At 54.2% G+C, this 21,573-nt stretch carries 21 protein-coding genes; 14 read left to right on the forward strand and 7 right to left on the reverse strand.

Going from position 1 to position 21,573, the window contains the following annotated elements; translation table 11 throughout:
• Positions 1 to 189 precede the first annotated feature (189 nt).
• From arnB to DD586_RS20970, 8 genes are all read left to right on the forward strand, one after another.
• The gene (gene arnB, locus DD586_RS20935) at positions 190 to 1,332 is read left to right on the forward strand and encodes a UDP-4-amino-4-deoxy-L-arabinose aminotransferase (protein WP_012886789.1); all 1,143 of its coding nucleotides are present in this window, start codon (positions 190 to 192) and stop codon (positions 1,330 to 1,332) included.
• Positions 1,332 to 2,315, forward strand: a complete 984-nt coding sequence (arnC, locus tag DD586_RS20940; RefSeq protein WP_012886790.1) for an undecaprenyl-phosphate 4-deoxy-4-formamido-L-arabinose transferase — start codon at positions 1,332 to 1,334, stop codon at positions 2,313 to 2,315. The genes arnB and arnC overlap by 1 nt, the downstream gene beginning before the upstream one ends.
• Positions 2,312 to 4,303: a bifunctional UDP-4-amino-4-deoxy-L-arabinose formyltransferase/UDP-glucuronic acid oxidase ArnA gene (gene arnA, locus DD586_RS20945; RefSeq protein WP_012886791.1), complete on the forward strand. Its 1,992-nt coding sequence runs from the start codon at positions 2,312 to 2,314 to the stop codon at positions 4,301 to 4,303. The genes arnC and arnA overlap by 4 nt, the downstream gene beginning before the upstream one ends.
• Positions 4,300 to 5,199 carry a 4-deoxy-4-formamido-L-arabinose-phosphoundecaprenol deformylase gene (gene arnD, locus DD586_RS20950; RefSeq protein WP_012886792.1) on the forward strand — a complete coding sequence of 300 codons (900 nt, stop codon included), beginning with the start codon at positions 4,300 to 4,302 and terminating at the stop codon, positions 5,197 to 5,199. The genes arnA and arnD overlap by 4 nt, the downstream gene beginning before the upstream one ends.
• A complete protein-coding gene (arnT, locus tag DD586_RS20955) occupies positions 5,199 to 6,857 on the forward strand; it encodes a lipid IV(A) 4-amino-4-deoxy-L-arabinosyltransferase (RefSeq protein ID WP_012886793.1) in 1,659 nt (552 codons plus the stop codon). The genes arnD and arnT overlap by 1 nt, the downstream gene beginning before the upstream one ends.
• Positions 6,854 to 7,195 (forward strand): 4-amino-4-deoxy-L-arabinose-phosphoundecaprenol flippase subunit ArnE, encoded by a 342-nt coding sequence (gene arnE, locus DD586_RS20960; RefSeq protein WP_012886794.1) that lies wholly within the window; start codon positions 6,854 to 6,856, stop codon positions 7,193 to 7,195. Before arnT ends, arnE begins: the two co-directional genes overlap by 4 nt.
• Positions 7,192 to 7,590, forward strand: coding sequence for a 4-amino-4-deoxy-L-arabinose-phosphoundecaprenol flippase subunit ArnF (gene arnF / locus DD586_RS20965; protein WP_012886795.1), 399 nt, complete (start codon positions 7,192 to 7,194; stop codon positions 7,588 to 7,590). Before arnE ends, arnF begins: the two co-directional genes overlap by 4 nt.
• Positions 7,591 to 7,688: 98 nt before the next feature.
• Complete coding sequence (locus DD586_RS20970) at positions 7,689 to 8,168, forward strand: GNAT family N-acetyltransferase (protein WP_012886796.1); 480 nt, start codon at positions 7,689 to 7,691, stop codon at positions 8,166 to 8,168.
• A 110-nt stretch (positions 8,169 to 8,278) separates the two neighbouring features.
• Here the strand turns inward: DD586_RS20970 and DD586_RS20975 are convergent, their stop codons facing one another.
• Positions 8,279 to 8,890: an NAD(P)-dependent oxidoreductase gene (locus tag DD586_RS20975; RefSeq protein WP_012886797.1), complete on the reverse strand. Its 612-nt coding sequence runs from the start codon at positions 8,888 to 8,890 to the stop codon at positions 8,279 to 8,281.
• Between the two features lie 142 nt (positions 8,891 to 9,032).
• On the opposite strand from DD586_RS20975, the gene DD586_RS20980 reads away from it, so the two are divergent.
• Positions 9,033 to 9,419 carry a winged helix-turn-helix transcriptional regulator gene (locus DD586_RS20980; protein ID WP_012886798.1) on the forward strand — a complete coding sequence of 129 codons (387 nt, stop codon included), beginning with the start codon at positions 9,033 to 9,035 and terminating at the stop codon, positions 9,417 to 9,419.
• A 140-nt stretch (positions 9,420 to 9,559) separates the two neighbouring features.
• Here DD586_RS20980 and hppD read toward each other — a convergent pair whose 3' ends face one another.
• Positions 9,560 to 10,648: a 4-hydroxyphenylpyruvate dioxygenase gene (hppD, locus tag DD586_RS20985; RefSeq protein WP_012886799.1), complete on the reverse strand. Its 1,089-nt coding sequence runs from the start codon at positions 10,646 to 10,648 to the stop codon at positions 9,560 to 9,562.
• A gap of 320 nt (positions 10,649 to 10,968) precedes the next feature.
• Between hppD and DD586_RS20990 the strand changes: the two genes are divergently transcribed.
• The 5 genes from DD586_RS20990 (at position 10,969) to DD586_RS21010 (ending at position 17,266) form a co-directional block, all read left to right on the forward strand.
• Positions 10,969 to 11,742, forward strand: a complete 774-nt coding sequence (locus tag DD586_RS20990) for an MBL fold metallo-hydrolase (protein WP_012886800.1) — start codon at positions 10,969 to 10,971, stop codon at positions 11,740 to 11,742.
• A 43-nt stretch (positions 11,743 to 11,785) separates the two neighbouring features.
• Entirely contained in the window at positions 11,786 to 12,742 is a 957-nt protein-coding gene (locus tag DD586_RS20995) for a GlxA family transcriptional regulator (RefSeq protein ID WP_012886801.1), read from the forward strand.
• Positions 12,743 to 13,116: 374 nt separating this feature from the next.
• Positions 13,117 to 15,009 (forward strand): beta-glucoside-specific PTS transporter subunit IIABC, encoded by a 1,893-nt coding sequence (locus DD586_RS21000; protein ID WP_012886802.1) that lies wholly within the window; start codon positions 13,117 to 13,119, stop codon positions 15,007 to 15,009.
• Positions 15,006 to 16,430, forward strand: coding sequence for a glycoside hydrolase family 1 protein (locus tag DD586_RS21005; RefSeq protein ID WP_012886803.1), 1,425 nt, complete (start codon positions 15,006 to 15,008; stop codon positions 16,428 to 16,430). The genes DD586_RS21000 and DD586_RS21005 overlap by 4 nt, the downstream gene beginning before the upstream one ends.
• The gene (locus tag DD586_RS21010; RefSeq protein ID WP_012886804.1) at positions 16,427 to 17,266 is read left to right on the forward strand and encodes a PRD domain-containing protein; all 840 of its coding nucleotides are present in this window, start codon (positions 16,427 to 16,429) and stop codon (positions 17,264 to 17,266) included. The genes DD586_RS21005 and DD586_RS21010 overlap by 4 nt, the downstream gene beginning before the upstream one ends.
• A gap of 47 nt (positions 17,267 to 17,313) precedes the next feature.
• On the opposite strand, the gene mnmE is transcribed toward DD586_RS21010, so the two are convergent.
• From mnmE to rpmH, 5 genes are all read right to left on the reverse strand, one after another.
• Complete coding sequence (gene mnmE / locus DD586_RS21015) at positions 17,314 to 18,678, reverse strand: tRNA uridine-5-carboxymethylaminomethyl(34) synthesis GTPase MnmE (RefSeq protein ID WP_012886805.1); 1,365 nt, start codon at positions 18,676 to 18,678, stop codon at positions 17,314 to 17,316.
• A 116-nt stretch (positions 18,679 to 18,794) separates the two neighbouring features.
• Positions 18,795 to 20,426 carry a membrane protein insertase YidC gene (gene yidC, locus DD586_RS21020; protein ID WP_012886806.1) on the reverse strand — a complete coding sequence of 544 codons (1,632 nt, stop codon included), beginning with the start codon at positions 20,424 to 20,426 and terminating at the stop codon, positions 18,795 to 18,797.
• A 2-nt stretch (positions 20,427 to 20,428) separates the two neighbouring features.
• Positions 20,429 to 20,686, reverse strand: coding sequence for a membrane protein insertion efficiency factor YidD (gene yidD, locus DD586_RS21640; RefSeq protein ID WP_012886807.1), 258 nt, complete (start codon positions 20,684 to 20,686; stop codon positions 20,429 to 20,431).
• Positions 20,650 to 21,009, reverse strand: a complete 360-nt coding sequence (gene rnpA / locus DD586_RS21025; RefSeq protein WP_012886808.1) for a ribonuclease P protein component — start codon at positions 21,007 to 21,009, stop codon at positions 20,650 to 20,652. The genes yidD and rnpA overlap by 37 nt, the downstream gene beginning before the upstream one ends.
• 18 nt (positions 21,010 to 21,027) lie before the next feature.
• A complete protein-coding gene (gene rpmH, locus DD586_RS21645) occupies positions 21,028 to 21,168 on the reverse strand; it encodes a 50S ribosomal protein L34 (protein ID WP_000831330.1) in 141 nt (46 codons plus the stop codon).
• Between the last annotated feature and the right edge of the window lie 405 nt (positions 21,169 to 21,573).

Consider the following 21,573-nt stretch of genomic DNA (forward strand, 5'->3'; position numbering starts at 1 on the left):
TTGATAGTCATACTTCTGTCACTGATTGCTTTTCTACTTATGCTGCGCAAGGACCTAAGGAGTGGTTTCCCCTGACGTGTTTATCCCCAGACTCGATTCTGATGGCGGGACGGCGGTGTTACCAGAGCGTTTAAAATATTATCTCGCCATACCAACAATCATCGATTTAACCTGAGAGTGAATTTTTACATGGCTGATTTTCTACCTTTCTCACGCCCCGCGTTAGGTGAGGAAGAGCTTGCCGCAGTCGAGCAGGTTCTTCGTTCCGGATGGATTACCACTGGCCCTAAAAATCAGGAACTGGAACAACAGTTTGCTGCACTGACCGGCGCGAAACACGCCATTTCCGTGAGTTCTGCGACGGGTGGCATGCATGTCACCCTGATGGCGCTGGGGATTGGCGCTGGCGATGAGGTTATCACACCGTCGCTGACCTGGGTTTCTACCCTGAACATGATCGTACTACTCGGTGCTGAACCGGTCATGGTGGATGTGGATCGCGACAATCTGATGGTGACGCCGCAAGCGATTGAAGCGGCCATCACTCCCCGCACAAAAGCCATTATCCCGGTTCACTATGCTGGCGCGCCAGCGGATATCGACGCAATTCGAGACATCGGCCGTCGCCACGGCATCCCGGTGATTGAAGATGCGGCTCATGCGGCTGGCACTTACTACCGCGGCCACCACGTCGGTGGCGAAGGTACGGCGATTTTCTCCTTCCATGCCATCAAAAACATGACCTGCGCTGAAGGCGGTCTGGTGGTAACGGACGACGACGAACTGGCCAACCGCATTCGTAGCCTCAAGTTCCACGGTCTGGCGGTCGACGCGTTTGATCGCATGGTGCAGGGCCGTGCGCCGCAGGCGGAAGTGGTGTCGCCGGGTTTCAAATACAACCTGCCGGATATCAGTGCGGCGATTGCGCTGGTGCAACTGAACAAACTTGCTGCTAATAATGCTCGCCGCGAAGCGCTGGCCCAGCGTTATCTGCAAAAATTGGCGTCATTGCCATTCCAGCCGCTGTCACTGCCGTCATGGCCGCATCAGCACGCCTGGCACCTGTTTATTATCCGGGTGGATGAAGCGCGTTGCGGTATCGATCGCGACGGCCTGATGCAGGCGCTTAAAGAGCGTAATATCGGCACTGGCCTGCATTTCCGCGCGGCACATACCCAGAAATATTACCGTGAGCGTTTCACTAACCTGCATCTGCCGAATACCGACTGGAACTCAGCGCGTATCTGCTCCCTGCCGCTGTTCCCGGATATGCATGACGAGGATGTGGACAGGGTGGTAGAGGCGTTAACTGAACTGGCGGGGAAACACTGATGTCAGACATGGAAGCAATTAATAAAGTCTCGGTGGTGATCCCGGTTTTCAACGAGCAGGAAAGCCTGCCGGAACTGATTCGTCGTACTACCACCGCCTGTGAGCAATTGAGTCAGGATTATGAAATCCTGCTGGTAGATGACGGCAGTAGCGACAATTCTGCCGCAATGCTGACCGAAGCCGCGCAGGCACCGGGCAGCCATGTGGTGGCGGTAATCCTCAATCGTAACTACGGCCAACATTCGGCGATCATGGCAGGATTCAGTCATGTATCGGGTGACCTTATCATCACGCTGGATGCCGACTTGCAAAACCCGCCGGAAGAAATTCCCCGACTGGTGAGCACGGCGGAGCAAGGGTATGACGTGGTGGGCACCATCCGTGAGAATCGTCAGGACAGTTGGTTTCGCAAAACCGCGTCTCGCATGATCAATCACCTGATTCAGCGCACTACCGGCAAGGCGATGAACGACTATGGCTGCATGCTGCGCGCCTATCGCCGCCATATCATCGACGCGATGCTGCACTGCCATGAACGCAGTACCTTTATCCCGATTCTCGCTAATACCTTTGCCCGTCGTACTACTGAAATTTTGGTGCGCCATTCTGAGCGTGAATTTGGTGATTCCAAATACAGCTTCATGAAACTGATTAACCTGATGTACGACCTGGTGACCTGCCTGACGACGACGCCGCTGCGTTTGCTGAGCGTGGTGGGCAGCGTCATTGCGATTTCCGGTTTCGCGCTGGCGTTGTTGTTGATTCTGATGCGTCTGTTTTTCGGCGCAGCCTGGGCCGCGGACGGTGTGTTTACACTGTTTGCCGTTCTGTTTTCCTTTATCGGCGCCCAGTTCGTCGGCATGGGGCTACTTGGGGAATATATCGGACGAATCTACAACGATGTTCGCGCGCGTCCCCGCTATTTTATTCAACATATTGTTGGCAATGATCCACGATTTTCTGAACAGGACAATGAAGAATGAAAGCAGTTGTTTTTGCCTATCATGATTTTGGCTGCGTGGGACTCCGCGCGTTGGTGGCTGCGGGTTATACCGTAGAAGCGGTATTTACCCATGCGGATAATCCCGCGGAAAATCAGTTTTTTGGATCGGTAGCCCGTACCGCAGCGGAACTGGGTATCCCGGTATTCGCGCCGGAAGACGTCAATCACCCGCTGTGGGTGGAGCGCATCGCCGCGATGTCGCCGGACGTGATTTTCTCCTTCTATTATCGCCACCTGCTGAGCGACGCTATTTTGCAAAGCGCAGCGCATGGCGCGTACAACCTGCATGGTTCACTGCTGCCGCGTTATCGTGGCCGTGCGCCGCTGAACTGGGCGCTGGTCAACGGCGAAACCGAAACGGGTGTCACCCTGCACCGTATGGTCGCGCGTGCTGATGCCGGTAATATCGTGGCGCAACAGCGTGTGGCCATCGATGAAAGCGATACCGCGCTGAGCCTGCACCATAAGCTGCGTGACGTCGCCAGCCAGTTGCTGAAAGATAGCCTGCCGGCTATCGCGGCGGGTAAAGCGAATGATATTCCGCAGGATGAAAGCCAGGCTACCTATGTGGGCCGCCGTACTCCGGAAGATGGCCGCATTGAATGGCAGAAACCGGCACGTGCGCTGTACAACCTGGTGCGTGCGGTGACTGAGCCGTGGCCGGGCGCATTTAGCTTTGTCGGCACTACCAAGTTCATTATCTGGCAGGCGAAAGTGCGTACTGACTTTGCCGCCGCTAAACCGGGCACCGTGCTGAGCACGTCGCCGCTGGTGGTGGCTTGTGGTAACGACGCGCTGGAGATCGTGACCGGCCAGGGAGATAACGGTATTTATCTGCAAGGCGCGCAACTGGCCCAGAGCCTGGGTCTGGTGACGGGCGCTATCCTCAACAACTCACCGGTGGTGAGCGTGAAGCGCCGTACTCGCGTGCTGATCCTCGGGGTGAATGGCTTTATCGGTAACCACCTGACCGAGCGTCTGTTGCAGGAAGATAACTATGAAGTGTTCGGTCTGGACATCAGCTCCGATGCTATCGAACGTTTCCTCGGCAACCCGCGTTTCCACTTCGTGGAAGGGGACATCAGCATTCACTCTGAGTGGATTGAATATCACATCAAGAAATGTGACGTGGTACTGCCGCTGGTGGCGATTGCCACACCTATCGAATATACCCGCAACCCGTTGCGTGTGTTCGAGCTGGATTTCGAAGAAAACCTGAAAACCATTCGTGACTGCGTGAAGTACAAAAAACGCATCATTTTCCCGTCCACTTCTGAAGTGTACGGCATGTGTACCGACCCGGTATTCGACGAGGACAACTCTAACCTGATCGTCGGGCCTATCAACAAACAGCGCTGGATTTACTCCGTATCTAAACAGCTGCTGGACCGCGTTATTTGGGCTTACGGCGAAAAAGAAGGGCTGCGTTTCACCCTGTTCCGTCCGTTCAACTGGATGGGGCCGCGTCTGGATAACCTGAATGCTGCGCGTATCGGCAGTTCTCGTGCTATCACGCAGTTGATCCTGAACCTGGTGGAAGGCTCACCTATCAAGCTGGTTGATGGTGGTCGTCAGAAACGCTGCTTTACCGATATCAAAGACGGTATCGAGGCGCTGTTCCGCATCATCGAGAATAAAGACGGCGTGTGTGATGGCCAGATCATCAACATCGGTAACCCGGAAAACGAAGCGAGCATTCGCCAACTGGCGGAAATGCTGCTGGAGAGCTTCGAGAAGCATCCGCTGCGTAACCAGTTCCCGCCGTTCGCCGGTTTCCGTGAAGTAGAAAGCAGCAGCTACTACGGTAAAGGCTATCAGGATGTGGAGCATCGTAAGCCCAGCATCCGCAACGCCAAGCGCCTGTTGCACTGGCAGCCGACCATCGAGATGGAAAAAACCGTGGCTGAAACGCTGGACTTCTTCCTCCAGACTGTTGAAACCGGTCAATTCAGTCGGGACGGCGAATGAGAAAAGTAGGGTTACGGATCGACGTTGATACCTGGCGCGGCACGCGGGTGGGGGTCCCCCGCTTGCTGGAGTTGCTGGACGTCTATGGCGTTCGGGCCAGCTTTTTCTTCAGTGTTGGTCCCGACAACATGGGGCGCCATCTCTGGCGCCTGATCCGCCCGGTATTTTTGTGGAAGATGCTGCGCTCGCGCGCAGCATCGCTGTATGGCTGGGATATCCTGCTGGCGGGCACCGCCTGGCCGGGCCGGGTGATCGGCCGTGGTCTGCCGGACCCGATTGTTGCCGCATCCCGGCAACATGAAGTTGGGTTGCACGCCTGGGATCACTTCGCCTGGCAAACCTGGGCCGGGGTGTGGGATCAGGCCAAAATGGAACAACAGATCAAGCTTGCCTACGACGCGTTGCAGTCGATTACCGGCGAACCGGTAATATGCTCGGCGGTAGCAGGCTGGCGTGCGGATCAAACCGCCGTCGAAGCCAAACAGCGGTTTGGCTTTCGCTACAACAGCGATTGTCGCGGCACCGCGCCGTTTCGCCCGTTACTTAACGACGGCAGCACCGGTACGGTACAGATTCCGGTCACGTTGCCCACCTGGGATGAAGCGGTCGGCCGGGAAACCAATGCCGCTGATTTCAATCGCTATATTCTGGATAAAATCCATCAGGATCAGGGTACACCGGTCTATACCATCCATGCCGAAGTGGAAGGTATTGTGATGAGCGATCAGTTCAGCGAGTTGCTGGCGCTGGCGGAGCAGGAAGGCATTCGCTTTTGTCCGCTCAGTGAATTACTGCCGGATGATACCACTACGTTGCCAGTCGGACGCGTGGTGCGGGGTTCTCTCGCCGGACGCGATGGCTGGTTGGGATGTCAGCAGACCGTGGAGGCGGCCTGATGAAATACGCACGTCAAACAACGCTATGGCTGGCGTTGTTACTGCTCTACTACTTTATTCCCCTCAATGGCCGTTTGTTATGGCAACCGGATGAAACCCGTTATGCGGAGATCAGCCGGGAAATGCTGGCGGGCGGCAACTGGATTGCCCCGCATTTTCTGGGGATTCGCTATTTTGAAAAACCGATCGCCGGTTACTGGGTAAATAACATCGGCCAGTGGCTGCTGGGAGACAATAACGCCGGTGTGCGTGCTGGTTCGGTGTTTTCCATTTTGCTGACGGCAGGACTGATTTACTGGCTGACGCAGCGGTTGTGGCAGCAGCGGCGTACCTCGCTGCTGGCGATGGCTATCTACCTGAGCTGTTTTTTGGTCTATGGCATCGGTACCTATGCGGTGCTCGACCCCATCGTCACCCTGTGGCTGGCGGCGGCGATGTGCAGTTTCTGGGGAGCCGCGCAGGCCACCACTCGCAGCAGTAAAATCGGCGGTTACCTGCTACTGGGCGTAGTGTGCGGCATGGGCTTCATGACCAAGGGCTTTCTGGCGCTGGCGGTGCCGGTGATTGCCGTGCTGCCGTGGGTGACGCTGGAGCGGCGCTGGAAAGAGGTGCTGTTATATGGCCCGCTGGCGATTATCAGTGCGGTAGTGGTGTCGCTACCGTGGGCGCTGGCTATCGCGCGCCAGGAGCCGGATTTCTGGCATTACTTCTTCTGGATTGAGCACATTCAGCGCTTCGCCGACTCTAAGAACGCTCAGCATAAAGCGCCGTTCTGGTACTACCTGCCGGTGTTGGTTGCGGGGGTATTGCCGTGGCTGGCCTTGCTGCCGTCGTCATTGCTACAGGGGTGGCGCGAGCGGCGTCAGCAGAGCGGTGCATTTTACCTGTTAGGTTGGGTGGTGATGCCATTCCTGTTTTTTAGCATCGCCAAAGGAAAACTGCCGACCTACATTCTGCCTTGTTTCGCACCTCTGGCGATTCTGATGGCCCGACGTGCCACCACGCTGCTTAGCCCGAAGATGCTTACCGTCAACGGCTGGATCAATCTGGCGTTTGGTGTGCTGTGTGCGTTGATTGTTGTGCTGGTACTGGCCCCGTGGGGGCTGTCGCATCGCCCGCTTTATCAACCTCAGGAAGGCGCTAAGGTGGCGTTGGGCGTTATAGCGTTTTTGTTCTGGGGTTTGATCGGTTGGTGGACGTCGCGTCAGGCGGCAACGCGCTGGCATTGGGCGGCGGTTTGCCCGCTGGGTATTGCGTTGCTGGTTGGTATGGCGATTCCGCAGCGGGTGATGGAGAGTAAGCATCCGCAGTGGTTCCTGCGTGCACCGGAGGTGGCGTCTCACCTGGCAGAGAGTCGTTACATTCTGGCCAACAGTGTGGGTATTGCGTCGGCTGCCGCCTGGGAACAAAAGCGCAGTGACATTCTGATGTACGATAATCAGGGTGAGCTGGAGTACGGCTTGTCGTATCCAGACAGTGCGGATCGCATGGTGTCTGCCAGCGAATTTGCCGACTGGCTGGCGGCGCATCGTCGTGAAGGGAATGTCTCGCTGGTATTGATATTCTCTTCAGCAACTGATCCGATCACCGACTTACCACCCGCGGATTACACTGACCGTAAAGGGCGTATCGCCTTATTGTGGTATCGCCAGCAATGATCAATTACCTGCTGATTTTGCTGGTCAGTTTGTTGACCTGCGCCGGTCAGCTTAGCCAAAAACAGGCCGCCAGCTGGCAGAGTGGCGGCCGTTCACGTCGCGCCCATATTTTGTTATGGATGGGGGTAAGCCTGCTGTTGCTGGGGGTGGCGATGCTGCTGTGGCTGGCAGTGCTGCAACGTGTGGCGGTGAGTGTGGCGTATCCGATGCTGAGCCTGAATTTCATTCTGGTTGCACTGGCGGCGCGTTGGCTGTGGCGGGAAGCCATCAGCCTGCGGCAGTGGGCTGGCATCGCGCTGATTGTTATCGGTGTCATCTTGATGGGAGGGATCGCGTGAAAGGCTATGGATGGGCGTTGTTGAGCGTGTTGCTGGTGAGCGCGGCACAGCTGTCGATGAAATGGGGAATGTCTCAGCTTCCCTCATTGACGGAACCGCTGCCGTTTATGTTCGCCATGCTGGTATTACCGATCGCGGCGGCGGCGGTACTGCTGGGGTTGGCGGCGTATGCATTCTCGATGCTGAGCTGGTTTAACGCCTTACGTTTTTTGCCGCTAAGCCGGGCTTACCCACTGCTGAGTCTCAGCTATGTGCTGGTATGGGGACTGGCGGTGGCGATGCCAATCTTCCCTGATACGTTTAGTACCGGCAAGCTGCTGGCTATCGCGCTGATTATTGTCGGTGTATGGCTGGTGTGCAGCCGACAAGCCTCGCGTCTGGACGACGAGTCCTGATGTCTTACTGATATGACGATGCGGGAAGGTGGTGTTTTCTCTTTCCCGTTTCTCACTTCCCGGTTATCGTTTCCCATTTGACTCACTGGGATCTTCTTATGACCTTACATATCCGTTGGGCGGTGCAGCAGGATTCCGCCACCATTCTGAATTTTATTCGTGAGCTGGCAGAGTACGAGAAAGCGCTGCATGAGGTGAAGACCAATCAGCAGGAAATTGAGCAAACGCTGTTTGGTGAAGGCGCGTCTACCGAAGCACTGATCTGCGAATGGAACGGCGAACCGATCGGGTTTGCGGTGTTCTTCAGTAGTTACTCCACCTGGCTTGGGCGCAATGGTATTTATCTGGAAGATTTATATGTTTCGCCACATTATCGTGGTTATGGCGCGGGTAAGGCGTTGTTGAAATATATTGCTCGTCTGGCGGTTGAACGCGGTTGCGGGCGGTTGGAATGGAGTGTGCTGGACTGGAATCAGCCCGCCATCGATTTCTATGACAGTCTGGGTGCTGCACCACAAAACGAGTGGATCCGCTACCGGCTGGAAGGTGACAGTCTGAAACAGGTGGCACAGGAATAGCCTGGAGTATCCGTTGCGGAAAAAAACAGGCGGCGGAAAACCCGCTGCCTGCCGAGGGTAAAAGGACAGGGCCTGGACACAGGAAGCATCCCTGTCATACCGGGTGTAACTCAGTAACCAACGGTAAAACGCTGACGGATGTGCTGTGGTTTTTCCACTTCATCCACTAATGCAATGGCGTAGTCTGCGAAAGAGATGCTGCTGCCTTGTTCGTTGGTCAGCAGGTCGTCTTTACCAAGACGGAATGTGCCGGTTCGTTCACCGGGGACGAACATCATCGATGGCGACAGGAACGTCCAGTCCAGGTCCGTAACGGTTTTCAGTAGATCGAGAAAATCGGCACCCTTGGTGGCTTCTGCCTTGTAAGCCTCTGGAAAGCCAGGTTGATCTACCAGACGCTGACCCGGTGCGACCAACAAACTACCGGCACCACCGACCACCAGATAGCGTTTCACCCCTGCAGCGCGCACGGCGTCGATAAGAATCTGCGGGTCGCTGCTGGTAAAATGTACCGAACTGATCACCGCATCATGACCTGCCAGCAGTGCCGCTAGCCCGGCCACATCGAATACATCCCCTTTTTTAGCCGTAACGCCGGGCAGCGAGGCGATATTTTCCGGATGACGGGCGATCGCGGTGACCTGGTGACCACGGTCAGACAGCTCGTTTAGAATCTGTGAACCCGCGTTGCCAGAAGCGCCGATCAGTGCAATATGAGCCATGTTCCATTCCTTGTAGTCTTCATTAGGGGAAAGGTCTATTATGTAGACCATTGGGAGGGATTATGCGCAAAGCTCGATCGCTGCGCAAGAAGTCACCCGTGTGTTATCTGGTCATCAAGAGCTGACTATTGTGGAGTGTGCGATGCCGAAAACCGTTGCTGAAAAAGATGTTTTTGTCTTTGAACAGGCTTGTCCGATACGAGATGTGCTGGATCGCATTGGCGATCAGTGGAGCCTGCTGGTGCTGGAAACCCTGAGTGATGGCACGCTACGTTTTAATGAACTGATGCGCCGTATTGGCGATATCTCCAAGCAAATGCTCTCCAAGACATTGAAATTACTGGAGCAGGACGGATTTGTCAGGCGTACGATCTATGCTGAAGTACCGCCTCGGGTGGAATACCAGCTCACCGAGCTTGGGCGTTCTTTTTTACAACCCATGAAGATGTTAGTGGAATGGGCGGATGCGCATCACCGTACGATTTGTGAAGCGCGCAAAATCTATGGGCAAAAAACAGATAACGCCTGACATCAACGGGCGACTGAGCGCCCGCGCGATAATTTCCAATACTGCTGGCATGTAATAGATAGTAAGACCATACATACGATTGCTATTCAGGCGGTAGCGGCCTTGTGCTGCTCAAGGCCGCGTCTGATACAAGCCGGGGGTTAGACCGCTTCTGTCGTGACTTTGATTTCCCCACGCGCCAGTTGGTCGCGCTCCATGGATTCAAACAGCGCTTTGAAGTTACCTTCGCCAAAGCCCTCGTCGCCGTCCCGCTCGATGAATTCAAAAAACAAAGGGCCGATGAGGGTTTCTGAGAAAATCTGCAACAGTAGCTTTTTCTGCCCGTTATCGGTGTTGCCATCAAGCAAAATACCGCGTTTTTGCAGCGCGGCGATATCCCGGCTATGGCCTGGCAGGCGTTCTTCCACCATCTGGTAATAGGTATCGGATGGTGCGGTCATTAACGGTAATCCAGCCTGGCGCAGTTGATCGAGTGTCGTCAGAATATCATCGGTTTGCATGGCGATATGTTGGATCCCTTCGCCATTAAACCGACGCAAAAACTCCTGGATTTGCCCATTACTGCCTTCCGCTTCTTCATTCAGCGGAATACGAATTTTTCCGTCTGGTGCGACCATGGCTTTTGAGTGCAAACCGGTATATTCACCCGCAATATCAAAATAACGAATTTGCTGGAAATTAAATATCTGGCTGTAGAATTCAGACCAGTAATCCATTCTTCCCTGATAGACATTATTAGTCAGATGGTCAATGGTGTGCAGCCCAAATCCTTTCGGATTTTTTTCAACACCGGGAATAAATGAAAATTCGATATCAAAGATATCGATATCCGAATGATATTTCTCGATGAAGTAGATTTTTGAACCACCAATTCCCTCAATCGCCGGTACCTGAATTTCACCTGGGTTAGCGGCCTGCTCTGCCGGTTTGGCACCGGACAACAGCGCCTGTTCATACGCTTGGTGCGCATCCTTGACATAAAACCCCATACCGCAGGCCCCGGCACCGTGTTCCTGTAGAAAGGTTCGCGGAAAACCGGTGGCGGTATTATTCACAAGGAAGTTGATATTATTTTGTCGAAACAGCGAAATGGCGCGGTGGCGATGGTGTGCAACACAGGTAAACCCGAGCGAAATGAATAATGTCGATAGCGCTTTTGGTTCATCGGTGACAAATTCGATAAAAGCAAATCCATTTAAATTGAGCGGGTTGGCTAATAAATTAGTCATACTATTTCCTTTGTCCATAAAGGAGGTGATTGAAATAAAACGAAGACGGGCTTGTTAAGGTGAATAATAGCGCCATTATTCATTCATGGATAACAATTTTTTCTTATTAAAAACACAGTAAATAAATTCGAAGTAGTTTCATTTATTGATAATTATTCATTAGCGAATCGATAGTTATTGCATGCGCTCCGGTGTAATGAAAAATAATTATTTGGCCCAAATGTAGCGATAAATGACCTTTGGGCCACTGCTGGTGGCGTGGTTTTTTAAGCAGAATGACGGTAGTGCGCCATGTTTGTCTTAAAAAGAGGAATACCGCTATGAACATTACCCAGATCAGAAACGCGACGCTAAAACTTGGCTTCGCCGGTAAAACGTTTCTCATCGACCCGATGCTGGCTGACAAAGGCGCTTATCCCGGTTTTGAGGGGACGCTGAACAGCCATTTGCGTAACCCGTTGGTGGACCTGCCGGTCACGCTGGAGGCGCTGTTTGCCGGTGTGGATGCGGTGATTGTTACCCACACGCATCTTGATCACTGGGATGAGGTCGCTGCTGCCCGGCTGCCGAAATCATTACCGATATTTACCCAGCATGAGCACGATCAGGACGTGATTCGCGCCGCCGGGTTTGGCGATGTCCGGCTGTTGAGCGAGCAGAGTACTTTTGGCGATATCACGCTGAGTAAAACACCGGGTCAGCATGGCAGTGATGCCATTATGGAAAAACTGGGCGAGAGACTGGGCCAGGTGTGTGGCGTCGTGCTGCGTCATCCACAGGAAAAAACGCTGTATCTGGCGGGCGATACCGTCTGGAATGCGGACGTGGCGGAAAATCTGCGTCGCTATGTGCCGGAAGTGATTGTGCTCAACTGCGGCGATGCGCAAATTGTCGGTCTGGGGTCAATCATCATGAATCAGCAGGATGTGCTGGCCGTGGCGCAGCACGCACCGAATGCGACCCTCATCGCCAGCCATATGGAGGCGGTTAACCATTCGGCGTTGAGCCGTGAGGCTCTGGCGGATTTTGTGCAGCAACATGGCGTGTCGGGTCGGGTATTGATTCCGGCCGATGGCGAGTCCTGTATGCTGTAGCCGGTATACAAAACGGGCAGTGACAACGCAGGAGGAACGTAATGTGAGTAAGCCTATTCCATCGGTCGCGGTGGTCGCCTGCGATCAGTTCAGCCCGTTTCATTTATCGGTGCCCTGCATGATTTTCGGCGATGTGCTGCCGGGACAACCGTTATTCAGATTGCATCTTTGTGCTGGTGAAGAGGGTGTGTTGCGTTCCGCACAAGGGTTGCAGATTGATACCCCGTTCGGGCTGGATACGCTGGCGCAAGCCGATATCGTGGTGGTGCCTTACTGGCGTAACCCACAGGAGATGCCGAATCCGGCGTTGCTGGAGGCGTTGGCTGAGGCCTATGCCCGTGGCAGCCTGTTGGTTGGGCTGTGTCTGGGCACCTATGTGCTGGCCTGGGCCGGATTGCTTACGCAGCGCAACGCTGCAACACACTGGGAGTTCGCGCAGGATTTTCAGCAGCGTTTTTCGGATGTACGGCTGGATACACAGGCGTTATACGTGGAAGACGAGCGGCTTATCACCTCGGCAGGGACGGCCGCTGGGCTGGATTGTTGCCTGCATGTGGTCAGAAAGTACCACGGTAGTGTTATTGCCAATAAAATCGCCAGAAGGATGGTGATTCCCCCGCATCGTGAAGGCGGTCAGGCACAGTTCATCGAGCGGCCGATGCCAACATCGACGCAGGATGCCAGAATCAACGCATTGCTGGATTACCTGAGAAGCCGCCTCGACCATTCCTATCATCTCGATGACCTGGCGCGCCGGACGCTAATGAGCCGTCGCACGTTCACCCGACAGTTTCACAAGGCCACCGGGATGTCGGTCGGTGAATGGCTGATGGCCGAGCGCCTGCAACAAAGCCAGACATTGCTGGAATCCACCACGTTGTCGATTGAGGCCATCGCCGGGCAGGTCGGCTTCGGCACTGCCGCGTCACTGCGTCAGCACTTCCGCCGCCAGTTTAACGTCACGCCCGGCGAGTGGCGCCGGACGTTTCTGGGGCGATAGTCTACGGATTATGAAGTCCAGGGCTGTCTTCTGTAATGTCGGGTAGGTTTTATTGATTGCCCTCAGGGGGCGGGCGTGGAAGTCTGCTTAACCTTCAAGGGTGGATTCGTTGTGAGTGCGGCTACCATTATCTGGTGGTTATTTTTCGGCTGATCACGCGCTAAGGCCGAATGTAAATTTTACGTAGCCAAGTTCACATTTTCATCCAATTGTGATTGGAATACGTCGTATCTGCTTAGATAATCCGGCGAAGTAACCCATTTTTATGATGGCGTGTTACTGCGAAAGCAGGCAAGACCAAAATAGAAATGCTCTCCCGTGAGGGGAGCGTCTCTATTTTGGTCTTTTTTTTTGCTCCAACTCCGGGGAACACTATGAACTATAAAGAAATAGCAGAGAAAATCCTTCACTCAGTGGGAGGGGGGGATAATATCCGAATGATCACGCATTGCGCGACCCGACTGCGCATGGAGTTTAATGATCGTGCAACGGTAAACGATGCAGAAATTAGCGCTATTCCCGGCGTTATCAGCGTGGTAGAGAAAGGCGGGCAGTTTCAGATTGTTATTGGTAATGAGGTACAGCAGGTCTTTCGTTTGATCAATAAAGCGCTGCCTGAGAGGAAAGGTCGCGTCAGCGGCGATAAAGATAGTCAACCTAACGGTATTGTGGCGCGTATTATCAGTGTGATTTCAACCACCTTCACCCCAGTGATCCCTGCCATCACCGGCGCAGGGATGATTAAAGCGCTACTGGCGATTCTCAAGTTAACGGGACTGATTAGCGAAACCAGCTCGACATATCAACTGCTGAGTATTGTTGCTGACGCCGCTTTCTTCTTCCTGCCGGTTCTGCTGGCGTATGGCGCCTCGCTGAAGTTTGAGTGCAACCCGATTTTGTCGATGACTCTGGCGGGCGTGCTATTACATCCAGGCATTGGTCAGATGTTGGCAGCCGGTAAAGCGGTGGATTTTGTCGGCATTCACGTCCTGCTTTCTGATTATGCCGGGTCTGTATTGCCAATCATTCTGACGGTATGGCTAATGTCCTGGGTGGAACGTTTTGCCGAGAAAGTATCCCCCTCGATAATCAAGTTCTTTGTTAAGCCAATGCTGATTCTGCTGATCACCGCTCCGCTGGCGCTCGTGGTGGTCGGCCCGTTAGGGATTCTGCTAAACGATCTGGTCGCGGCAGGTGCGGGCGCTATTGACCGTCATGCCAGTTGGCTCATTCCTATGCTGATGGGGACCTTGCAACCTTTCCTGATTATTACGGGAACCGCTTGGGCGATGACGCCCATTGCCACGGGGCAGTTGAGTAAAAACGGCCACGAAATGATTAATGGCCCGGGAATGCTGGCTTCAAATGTGGCGATGGGGGCGGCAACGTTGTGCGTCGCGTTGAAAACCAAGAATAGCAGCCTGCGCCAGTTAGCTTCCTCATCGGGTTTTACCGCGCTGCTGGGCATCACCGAACCGGCGCTTTATGGGGTCTTGCTCAAATATCGCCGCGTACTGATTGCCGCGATGATAGGCGGTGGTTGTGCCGGGATGTATGCCGGTTTTAGCGGGCTGGTGCGCTACGCGTTTGTCTCCCCAGGCCTTGCGGCGCTCCCGGCATTTATCGGCGAAAATCCGATGAATATCGTCCATGCGCTGGTGACTTGCGCGATTTCTATCGTGGTGACATTCACCCTTACCTGGTTCATTGGGTTTGAAGATACCCCAGAAGATAAAGCAAAAAACCGTGAGGTTGCACCGTTGGACACGCGCCTGAAAGGTGACGGTGAGATTGACGGTGAGATAGCTGTGTTAAGCCCGCTGCGCGGACAGGTGGTGGCGTTAAGCGAAGTGAATGATGATGTTTTTTCCAGCGGTTTGCTGGGGCAGGGAGTGGCGATTCGCCCGCAGGAAGGGGTATTGCGCGCGCCGTTTAACGGCAAAGTCGTCATCTTCCTGCCTTCATGTCACGCTGTTGGACTGCAAAGTGATAGTGGCCTGGAACTGCTGATTCATATCGGTATTGATACCGTCAACCTCAACGGCCAGCACTTTCGTTCGTCGCTGAAGTTAGGCGATGAAGTCAAGGCCGGGCAGGAGCTTATCCATTTTGATATCGCGGCTATCGAACAAGCTGGGTACGATTTGATCACTCCGGTGATCGTCGTGAATGACGATAAACCGCATTCTCTACGTGTGACGGCCAATGAGCAGGTCGATTATGGCGATGAGTTGATGGTGCAATCAGTTAAGGAGGCACGAGTATGATCTACCAACAGCGGACCCGATTCCCAGATGGTTTTTTGTGGGGAGCATCAACCTCAGCCTATCAGGTCGAAGGCGCGTGGAATGAAGACGGTAAAGGGCCGTCCGTTGTCGATATGCTCGACCATCCGCCGGGAACCGCAGACTTTCGCATCGCCAGCGATCACTATCATCATGTAGAGGAAGATGTTGCTCTGATGGCTGAAATGGGGCTGAAGGCTTATCGTTTTTCGGTATCCTGGTCACGGGTCATCCCGGATGGCGATGGTGTGGTGAATCCGGCTGGACTGGCTTTTTATCATCGCCTGATTGACGCGCTGACTCGCCACCGGATAACACCTATCGTTACCCTGTATCATTTCGATCTGCCTTGGGCTCTGGAGTTAAAAGGCGGCTGGCTGAACCGCAACACCGGAGCGGCGTTTGTTCGCTACGCGCGACTGCTGTTTAGCGAATTTGCCGATAAAGTCCCGCTGTGGCTGACGATTAATGAACAAAATACCATGATCCTTCACCCCGGTGCGATAGGCGTGCCAACTGACCGTACACTGCCGGATAAGAAGGCGCTGTATCAGCAGAATCACCATATGATGCTGGCTCAAGCGCAGATCTTTGCACTTTGTCGCCGGGAATTCCCGGGGCTGCGCATCGGCCCGGCGATCAATACCACGTCAATGTATGCACAGAGCTGCAAACCAGAAGACGCTATTGCTGCACACAACTGGGAAACATTGCGCTGCTGGAGTTTTCTGGATGTTGCGGTACATGGCCGCTATAACGCTCTGGCATGGGCCTATTTGCAGGATCGTGGTCTTGCGCCGGACATGCAGGTGGACGATCTGTCTATTTTGCAGCAGGGGCGGCCTGACTTTATCGCTATCAACTACTACTCGACCGCGACGATTGCCGCTAGCCGGGGGGATGGTGCAGATGTTGCGCCACGCGCGGGCGACCAGCAGATTATGTTGGGTGAAGAGGGGGTTTATAGGCCAGCGGAAAATCCGTGGGTTGGTAAAACGCCTTACGGTTGGGTCGTCGACCCGGTGGGCCTGCGTTTAACCCTGCGTAAAGTATGTGAACGCTATGGCCTACCGATTCTGATCAGCGAAAATGGTATGGGGGCGCCGGATAAGCTGGAACATGACGGTACGGTGAACGATGATTACCGCATCGCCTTCCTGGATGCGCATATCGAACAGATGCGTTTGGCGATCGCCGATGGTGTCGAGTTGATGGGCTATTGCCCGTGGGCAGCACTTGATGTGGTCAGCACACACCAAGGCTATGCCAAACGCTACGGTTTTATTTACATCGATCGCGGTGAGGATGACTTAAAGAGCCTGCAGAGAATCCGCAAACGCAGTTTCTGGTGGTATAAGGATGTGATTGCGCAAAACGGTAGTTACGGTGAATCGCAGCGATGATCGTTCAGAAGGTACTCAATAATAGCCTGGTGCTCTCTAGTGATGACGATAACAGGGAGGTTATCGTTATGGGCAAAGGTATTGGCTTTAACAGCAGACCTGGTGATGAGATTGCACAGGAGAAAATAGAAAAGCTGTTTGTTACCCAATCGTTCGAAAAACGCAGCGGCTATATTGAGGGACTCTCAGCCATTCCTGATGAAGTTATTGAAATGGCTGCAATGATTATTTCCCGTGCCAATTTGCAGCTTTCCAGCAAAGTTCGTGAGCAGATTTTTTTTACCCTTGCCGATCACCTGACCTTTGCCATAGAACGCAGCCGCAAAGGCATCGTAATTCAAAACCGCCTGTTGCCGGAAGTCCGGCGCTTTTATCCGCAGCAATTTCGCGTCGCCAGCGAAGCGGTGGCGATTATTCGCCAGCAGTACGGTATTGAATTGCCGGAAGAGGAATCCGGTAATATTGCTTTTCATCTGGTGAACGGCCAGAGTGAGGGTGATGACGTGGCGCAAGCCATGCAGTCGGTGAAGATGCTAAAGGATATTTTTAATCTCGTGCAGTATCACTTTAAGAAAGAAATCGATACCGAGTCGATTAACTACTCTCGGTTTATGACTCATATGCAGTTCTTTCTTCAGCGATTACAGGAAGGGGAGATTAGCACCGCGCGCGACAGTTTCTTGCTAGCGCAGGTGATTAAGGAGTACCCGGACGCATACCGTGGTGCTTTGCTCATACGTGATTACGTCAAGGTTCGGCTCGATATCACCCTTGGCGGTAATGAGCTGCTTTGGCTCACGGTTCATCTGGTGAGGATTTCCGGCCTTGATGCATAGGCCTTGATACATAGGTACTGATACATCAAGGCCTTAATACACTGTCGTTATTTGCCGATGCAAAAACTGGAAAAAATCCGCCCCAGCAGATCGTCGGAGGTGAATTCACCGGTGATTTCACTTAACGCCTGCTGTGCCAGTCGAAGCTCTTCGGCCAGCAGTTCACCGGCGTATGCACCGACCAGTTGTTCGTGGCCTTGCTGTAGATGCTGTGCCGCTTGTTCCAGCGCCTGTAAGTGGCGACGGCGGGCCAGGAAGCCCCCTTCGGTGTTGCTGGTAAATCCCATGCTTTGTTTGAGGTGGTCACGCAACAGGTCTACACCGTCACCCGTCCGGGCGGAAAGGCGGATAAGTGAGTAAGTGTTTACCTCTTCAATACCCAGCGGTTCGCCGGTGACATCCGCTTTGTTACGCACGACGGTGATCGGCAATCGGCTTGGTAGTCTTGCCATAAATTCTGGCCAGATAGCCGCAGGTTCTACCGCGTCCGTGGTGGTGCCATCGACCATAAACAGTACCCGGTCGGCCTGTTCTATTTCCTGCCACGCCCGTTCAATACCGATACGTTCTACTTCGTCGCTGGCTTCGCGCAGCCCGGCGGTATCAATGATATGCAGCGGCATACCGTCGATATGAATGTGCTCACGCAGCACATCGCGCGTGGTACCGGCGATGTCGGTGACGATGGCGGCGTCGCGCCCGGCCAGCGCATTCAGCAGGCTGGATTTACCGGCGTTGGGTCGACCGGCAATCACCACTTTCATCCCTTCACGTAATAAGCTGCCCTGCCGCGCTTCGCCACGTACACCTTCCAGATCGCCTATCACTGCATTGAGCATGGCCTCAATTTTGCCGTCGGAGAGAAAATCGATCTCCTCATCGGGGAAATCGATCGCGGCTTCCACATAGATTCGAAGGTGAGTGAGTGCTTCCACCAGTTGATGAACACGGGAGGAAAAGACACCTTGCAGCGAGTTGACAGCGGAACGGGCAGCCTGCTCAGAACTGGCGTCGATCAGATCGGCAATCGCTTCAGCCTGCGCCAGATCCAGTTTGTCGTTTAAAAACGCCCGTTCGGAAAATTCGCCGGGGCGGGCGATGCGCACACCCGGCAGTGCCACGACGCGCTTGAGCAGCAGGTCGAGGATCACCGGGCCGCCATGACCTTGTAGCTCCAGCACGTCTTCACCGGTAAAGGAGTTTGGGCCGGGGAACCACAGGGCAATGCCTTGATCGAGCACGCTGCCGTCAACGTCATGGAAAGGCAGGTAATCGGCGTAACGCGGTTTAGGCAGCTTACCCAGTACGGCTTGTGCCACCGCTGAGGCTTGTCGGCCGGAGATGCGCAGAATACCTACGCCGCCGCGTCCCGGCGGAGTGGCTTGGGCAACGATGGTGTCGGTATGGCTCATGGTGTTCTCTCTGCCTTTTTGCCTGTTTTCAGGCACGGTTACGGGGTTGTCTTACTGTAAAAAAATAAGGCGGTCAGTGACCGCCTCATAATGAGATTGATTGGGCAATCAACCGGTTACTTTTTCTCGCGGCTATGCAGCCCGCGTTTTTCCAGCCCACGGTAAATCAACTGCTGCTGGGCGATGGTCACCAGGTTGCTGACGATATAGTACAGTACCAGTCCTGACGGGAACCACAGGAAGAACACGGTGAAGATAACCGGCATGTAGGTCATGATCTTCTGCTGCATCGGGTCGGTGACCGTGGTTGGCGACATCTTCTGGATGAAGAACATGGTCAGACCCATCAGGATCGGCAGCACGTAGTACGGGTCCTGCGCCGAGAGGTCATGAATCCACAGTGCGAACGGCGCGTGACGCAGTTCCACCGAGCCCATCAGCATGTAGTACAACGCCAGGAAGATAGGCATCTGGATAACCAGCGGGAAGCAACCGCCCAGCGGGTTCACTTTCTCTGTCTTGTACAGCGCCATCATTTCCTGACTCATGCGCTGTTTATCGTCACCGATACGCTCACGCATCGCCTGCAATTTCGGTTGCAGCATGCGCATTTTCGCCATCGAGGTGTACTGCGCTTTGGTCAGCGGGTACATGATGCCGCGCACGATAAAGGTGATAGCAATGATGGAGAAGCCCCAGTTGCCGATAAAGCCGTGCAGGAATTTCAGCAGTTTAAACAGCGGTTGGGAGATGAACCACAACCAACCGTAATCAACAGTCAGGTCCAAGTGCGGTGCAACGGCGGCCATTTTGTCCTGAATTTCCGGGCCGACCCACAGGGTGGCGTTCAGGTTCTGCTGGCTGCCCGGCTGTACGACAACCGAGGGAGACTTAAAGCCGATAGCGGCTAAGCCATTGCCAAGGTTGGCGCTGTAAAACGTATTGCTCGCGGCGGCGTTCGGCACCCAGGCGGTAGCGAAATACTGTTGCAGCATCGCAACCCAGCCGCCCTGCGTGTTGATGTTCAGGTTCTCTTTCATATCGCTAAAGCTGTATTTGCGATATTTATCGTCGCTGGAAGAGAACGCGGCGCCACGGTAGGTGTGCAGGGCGAAGTTGTTGCTGCCGGTGTCGCGGTGCGACGGCAAATCGATAGATTGCTTCAACTGGCCGAACAGCGTCAGTTCCAGCGGCTGTGCACTGGTGTTGTTGACACTGTATTCCACGTTCAGCGCGTACTCACCACGCTTTAACACGAAGGTTTTGGTGAAGCTGACGCCGTTAGCATCGGTATAGGTCAACGGAATACGTAGTTCGTTCTGGCCTGCGGCCAGTTCAAAGCGATCCGCCGAGGCGGTATACAGCGGACGTGCACCGTTCGCCGGGTTGTCCGGGCCGTTTTTACCGGTCAGGCCACTTTGTGCCTGATAGGTGAAGGCCGGGGTGCTTTCCAGCAGTTTGAACGGCTGGTTGGAGCCCAGTTCTGCCGGGTAAGCCAGCAGGTCGGCTTCTTCAATGTCGCCGCCGCGCGTGTTGATGTTCAGCGACAACACGTCGGTTTTCACGGTGATCAGTTTACCCTGACCGCTGGCAGGTACGCCCTGGTTGGCTGCATCGCCTACAGCGCCATTCGCCTGTTGCGTGGTCTGGGTGGTCGCGGGTGGATTTTTGTCCGTTTCCCACTGCTGCCAGATCATGAACGTCACGAATAGCAGAGCGATGACAAGAAGATTGCGTTGCGAATCCATCGTTAGTGTTCTCTGTTATTGTCGGGTTTTGGCGGTACGGGATCATCACCACCAGGGTTCAAAGGGTGGCATTTTAATACGCGTTTGAGCGTCAACCAACAGCCTTTTATCATGCCGAACCGGCGTATTGCTTCAATGCCATATTGGGAGCACGACGGCTGAAAGCGGCAGTGCGGTCCAAGTAGCGGACTGATAAAGCGTTGATACCCGCGTATCAGGCCGATCAGCAGGCGTGAGCCAAACGACAGTGACGGCGCCATAATTTTTCCAACGCTTCCGTTAGCGTACGGTTATCCAGTTCAGACACCCCTTTTTTGGCGATGACGACAAAATCCATCGCGGGCAGCTCATGTTGACGCAAACGAAAACTTTCACGTGTCAGGCGCTTGATACGATTACGTTCGTGAGCCCGTCTGACGTGTTTTTTTGCGACGGTGAGGCCAATACGAGGGTGTCCCAGCGTATTCGGGCGACCGAGGATGGTAATCTGCGGCGTGCCGGCCCGTTGAGGCTGCTGGAAGACAAAAGAGAAATGGCTGGGAGTTAACAGACGTAACTCCCTGGGAAAAGCGAGCGTAACCACTCGAAGGGTTAGCTTTTATTACTTGGAAACAGTCAGACGAGCACGGCCTTTCGCACGACGGCGGGCCAGAACCTGACGACCATTTTTAGTGGCCATACGAGCACGGAAACCGTGGCTACGGTTACGCTTCAATACGGACGGTTGGAAAGTGCGTTTCATGGCGATTTCTACCTAAACTTGATTTAAGACTTCACAGTAAACGCGTTTGGCTACTCGGCGTGAAAAGTGACCGACGCCTCTATCGCATAATAAAGAGGCGGGATTGTAATAATTGTACAGCCCCGAGTCAATTAACATCCGCGTTTTACCCGCCTGAAACTTCCCGGTGGTCCCGGATTTTCTGTTTGAACAGCACAAAAAATGGACTGCTCAGCACAGAAAACAGGCGCTACGCGCAGGCCGCGAATTATACGGACTCTGCGATAAAGCGCAAGGATCCCACAGCGATCCTGTCTGCGGGATCATGATCCGCGTCACCGCTGATCGTGTCGATTACGTCTATGCTTACTAGCCGCAAGGGATCCAGGGCGGGTTGTGGGTAACCTTACGGGTATCCCAGAATAA

Origin of the sequence: Dickeya parazeae Ech586 (genome assembly GCF_000025065.1) — a bacterium.
Lineage (GTDB): Bacteria > Pseudomonadota > Gammaproteobacteria > Enterobacterales > Enterobacteriaceae > Dickeya > Dickeya zeae.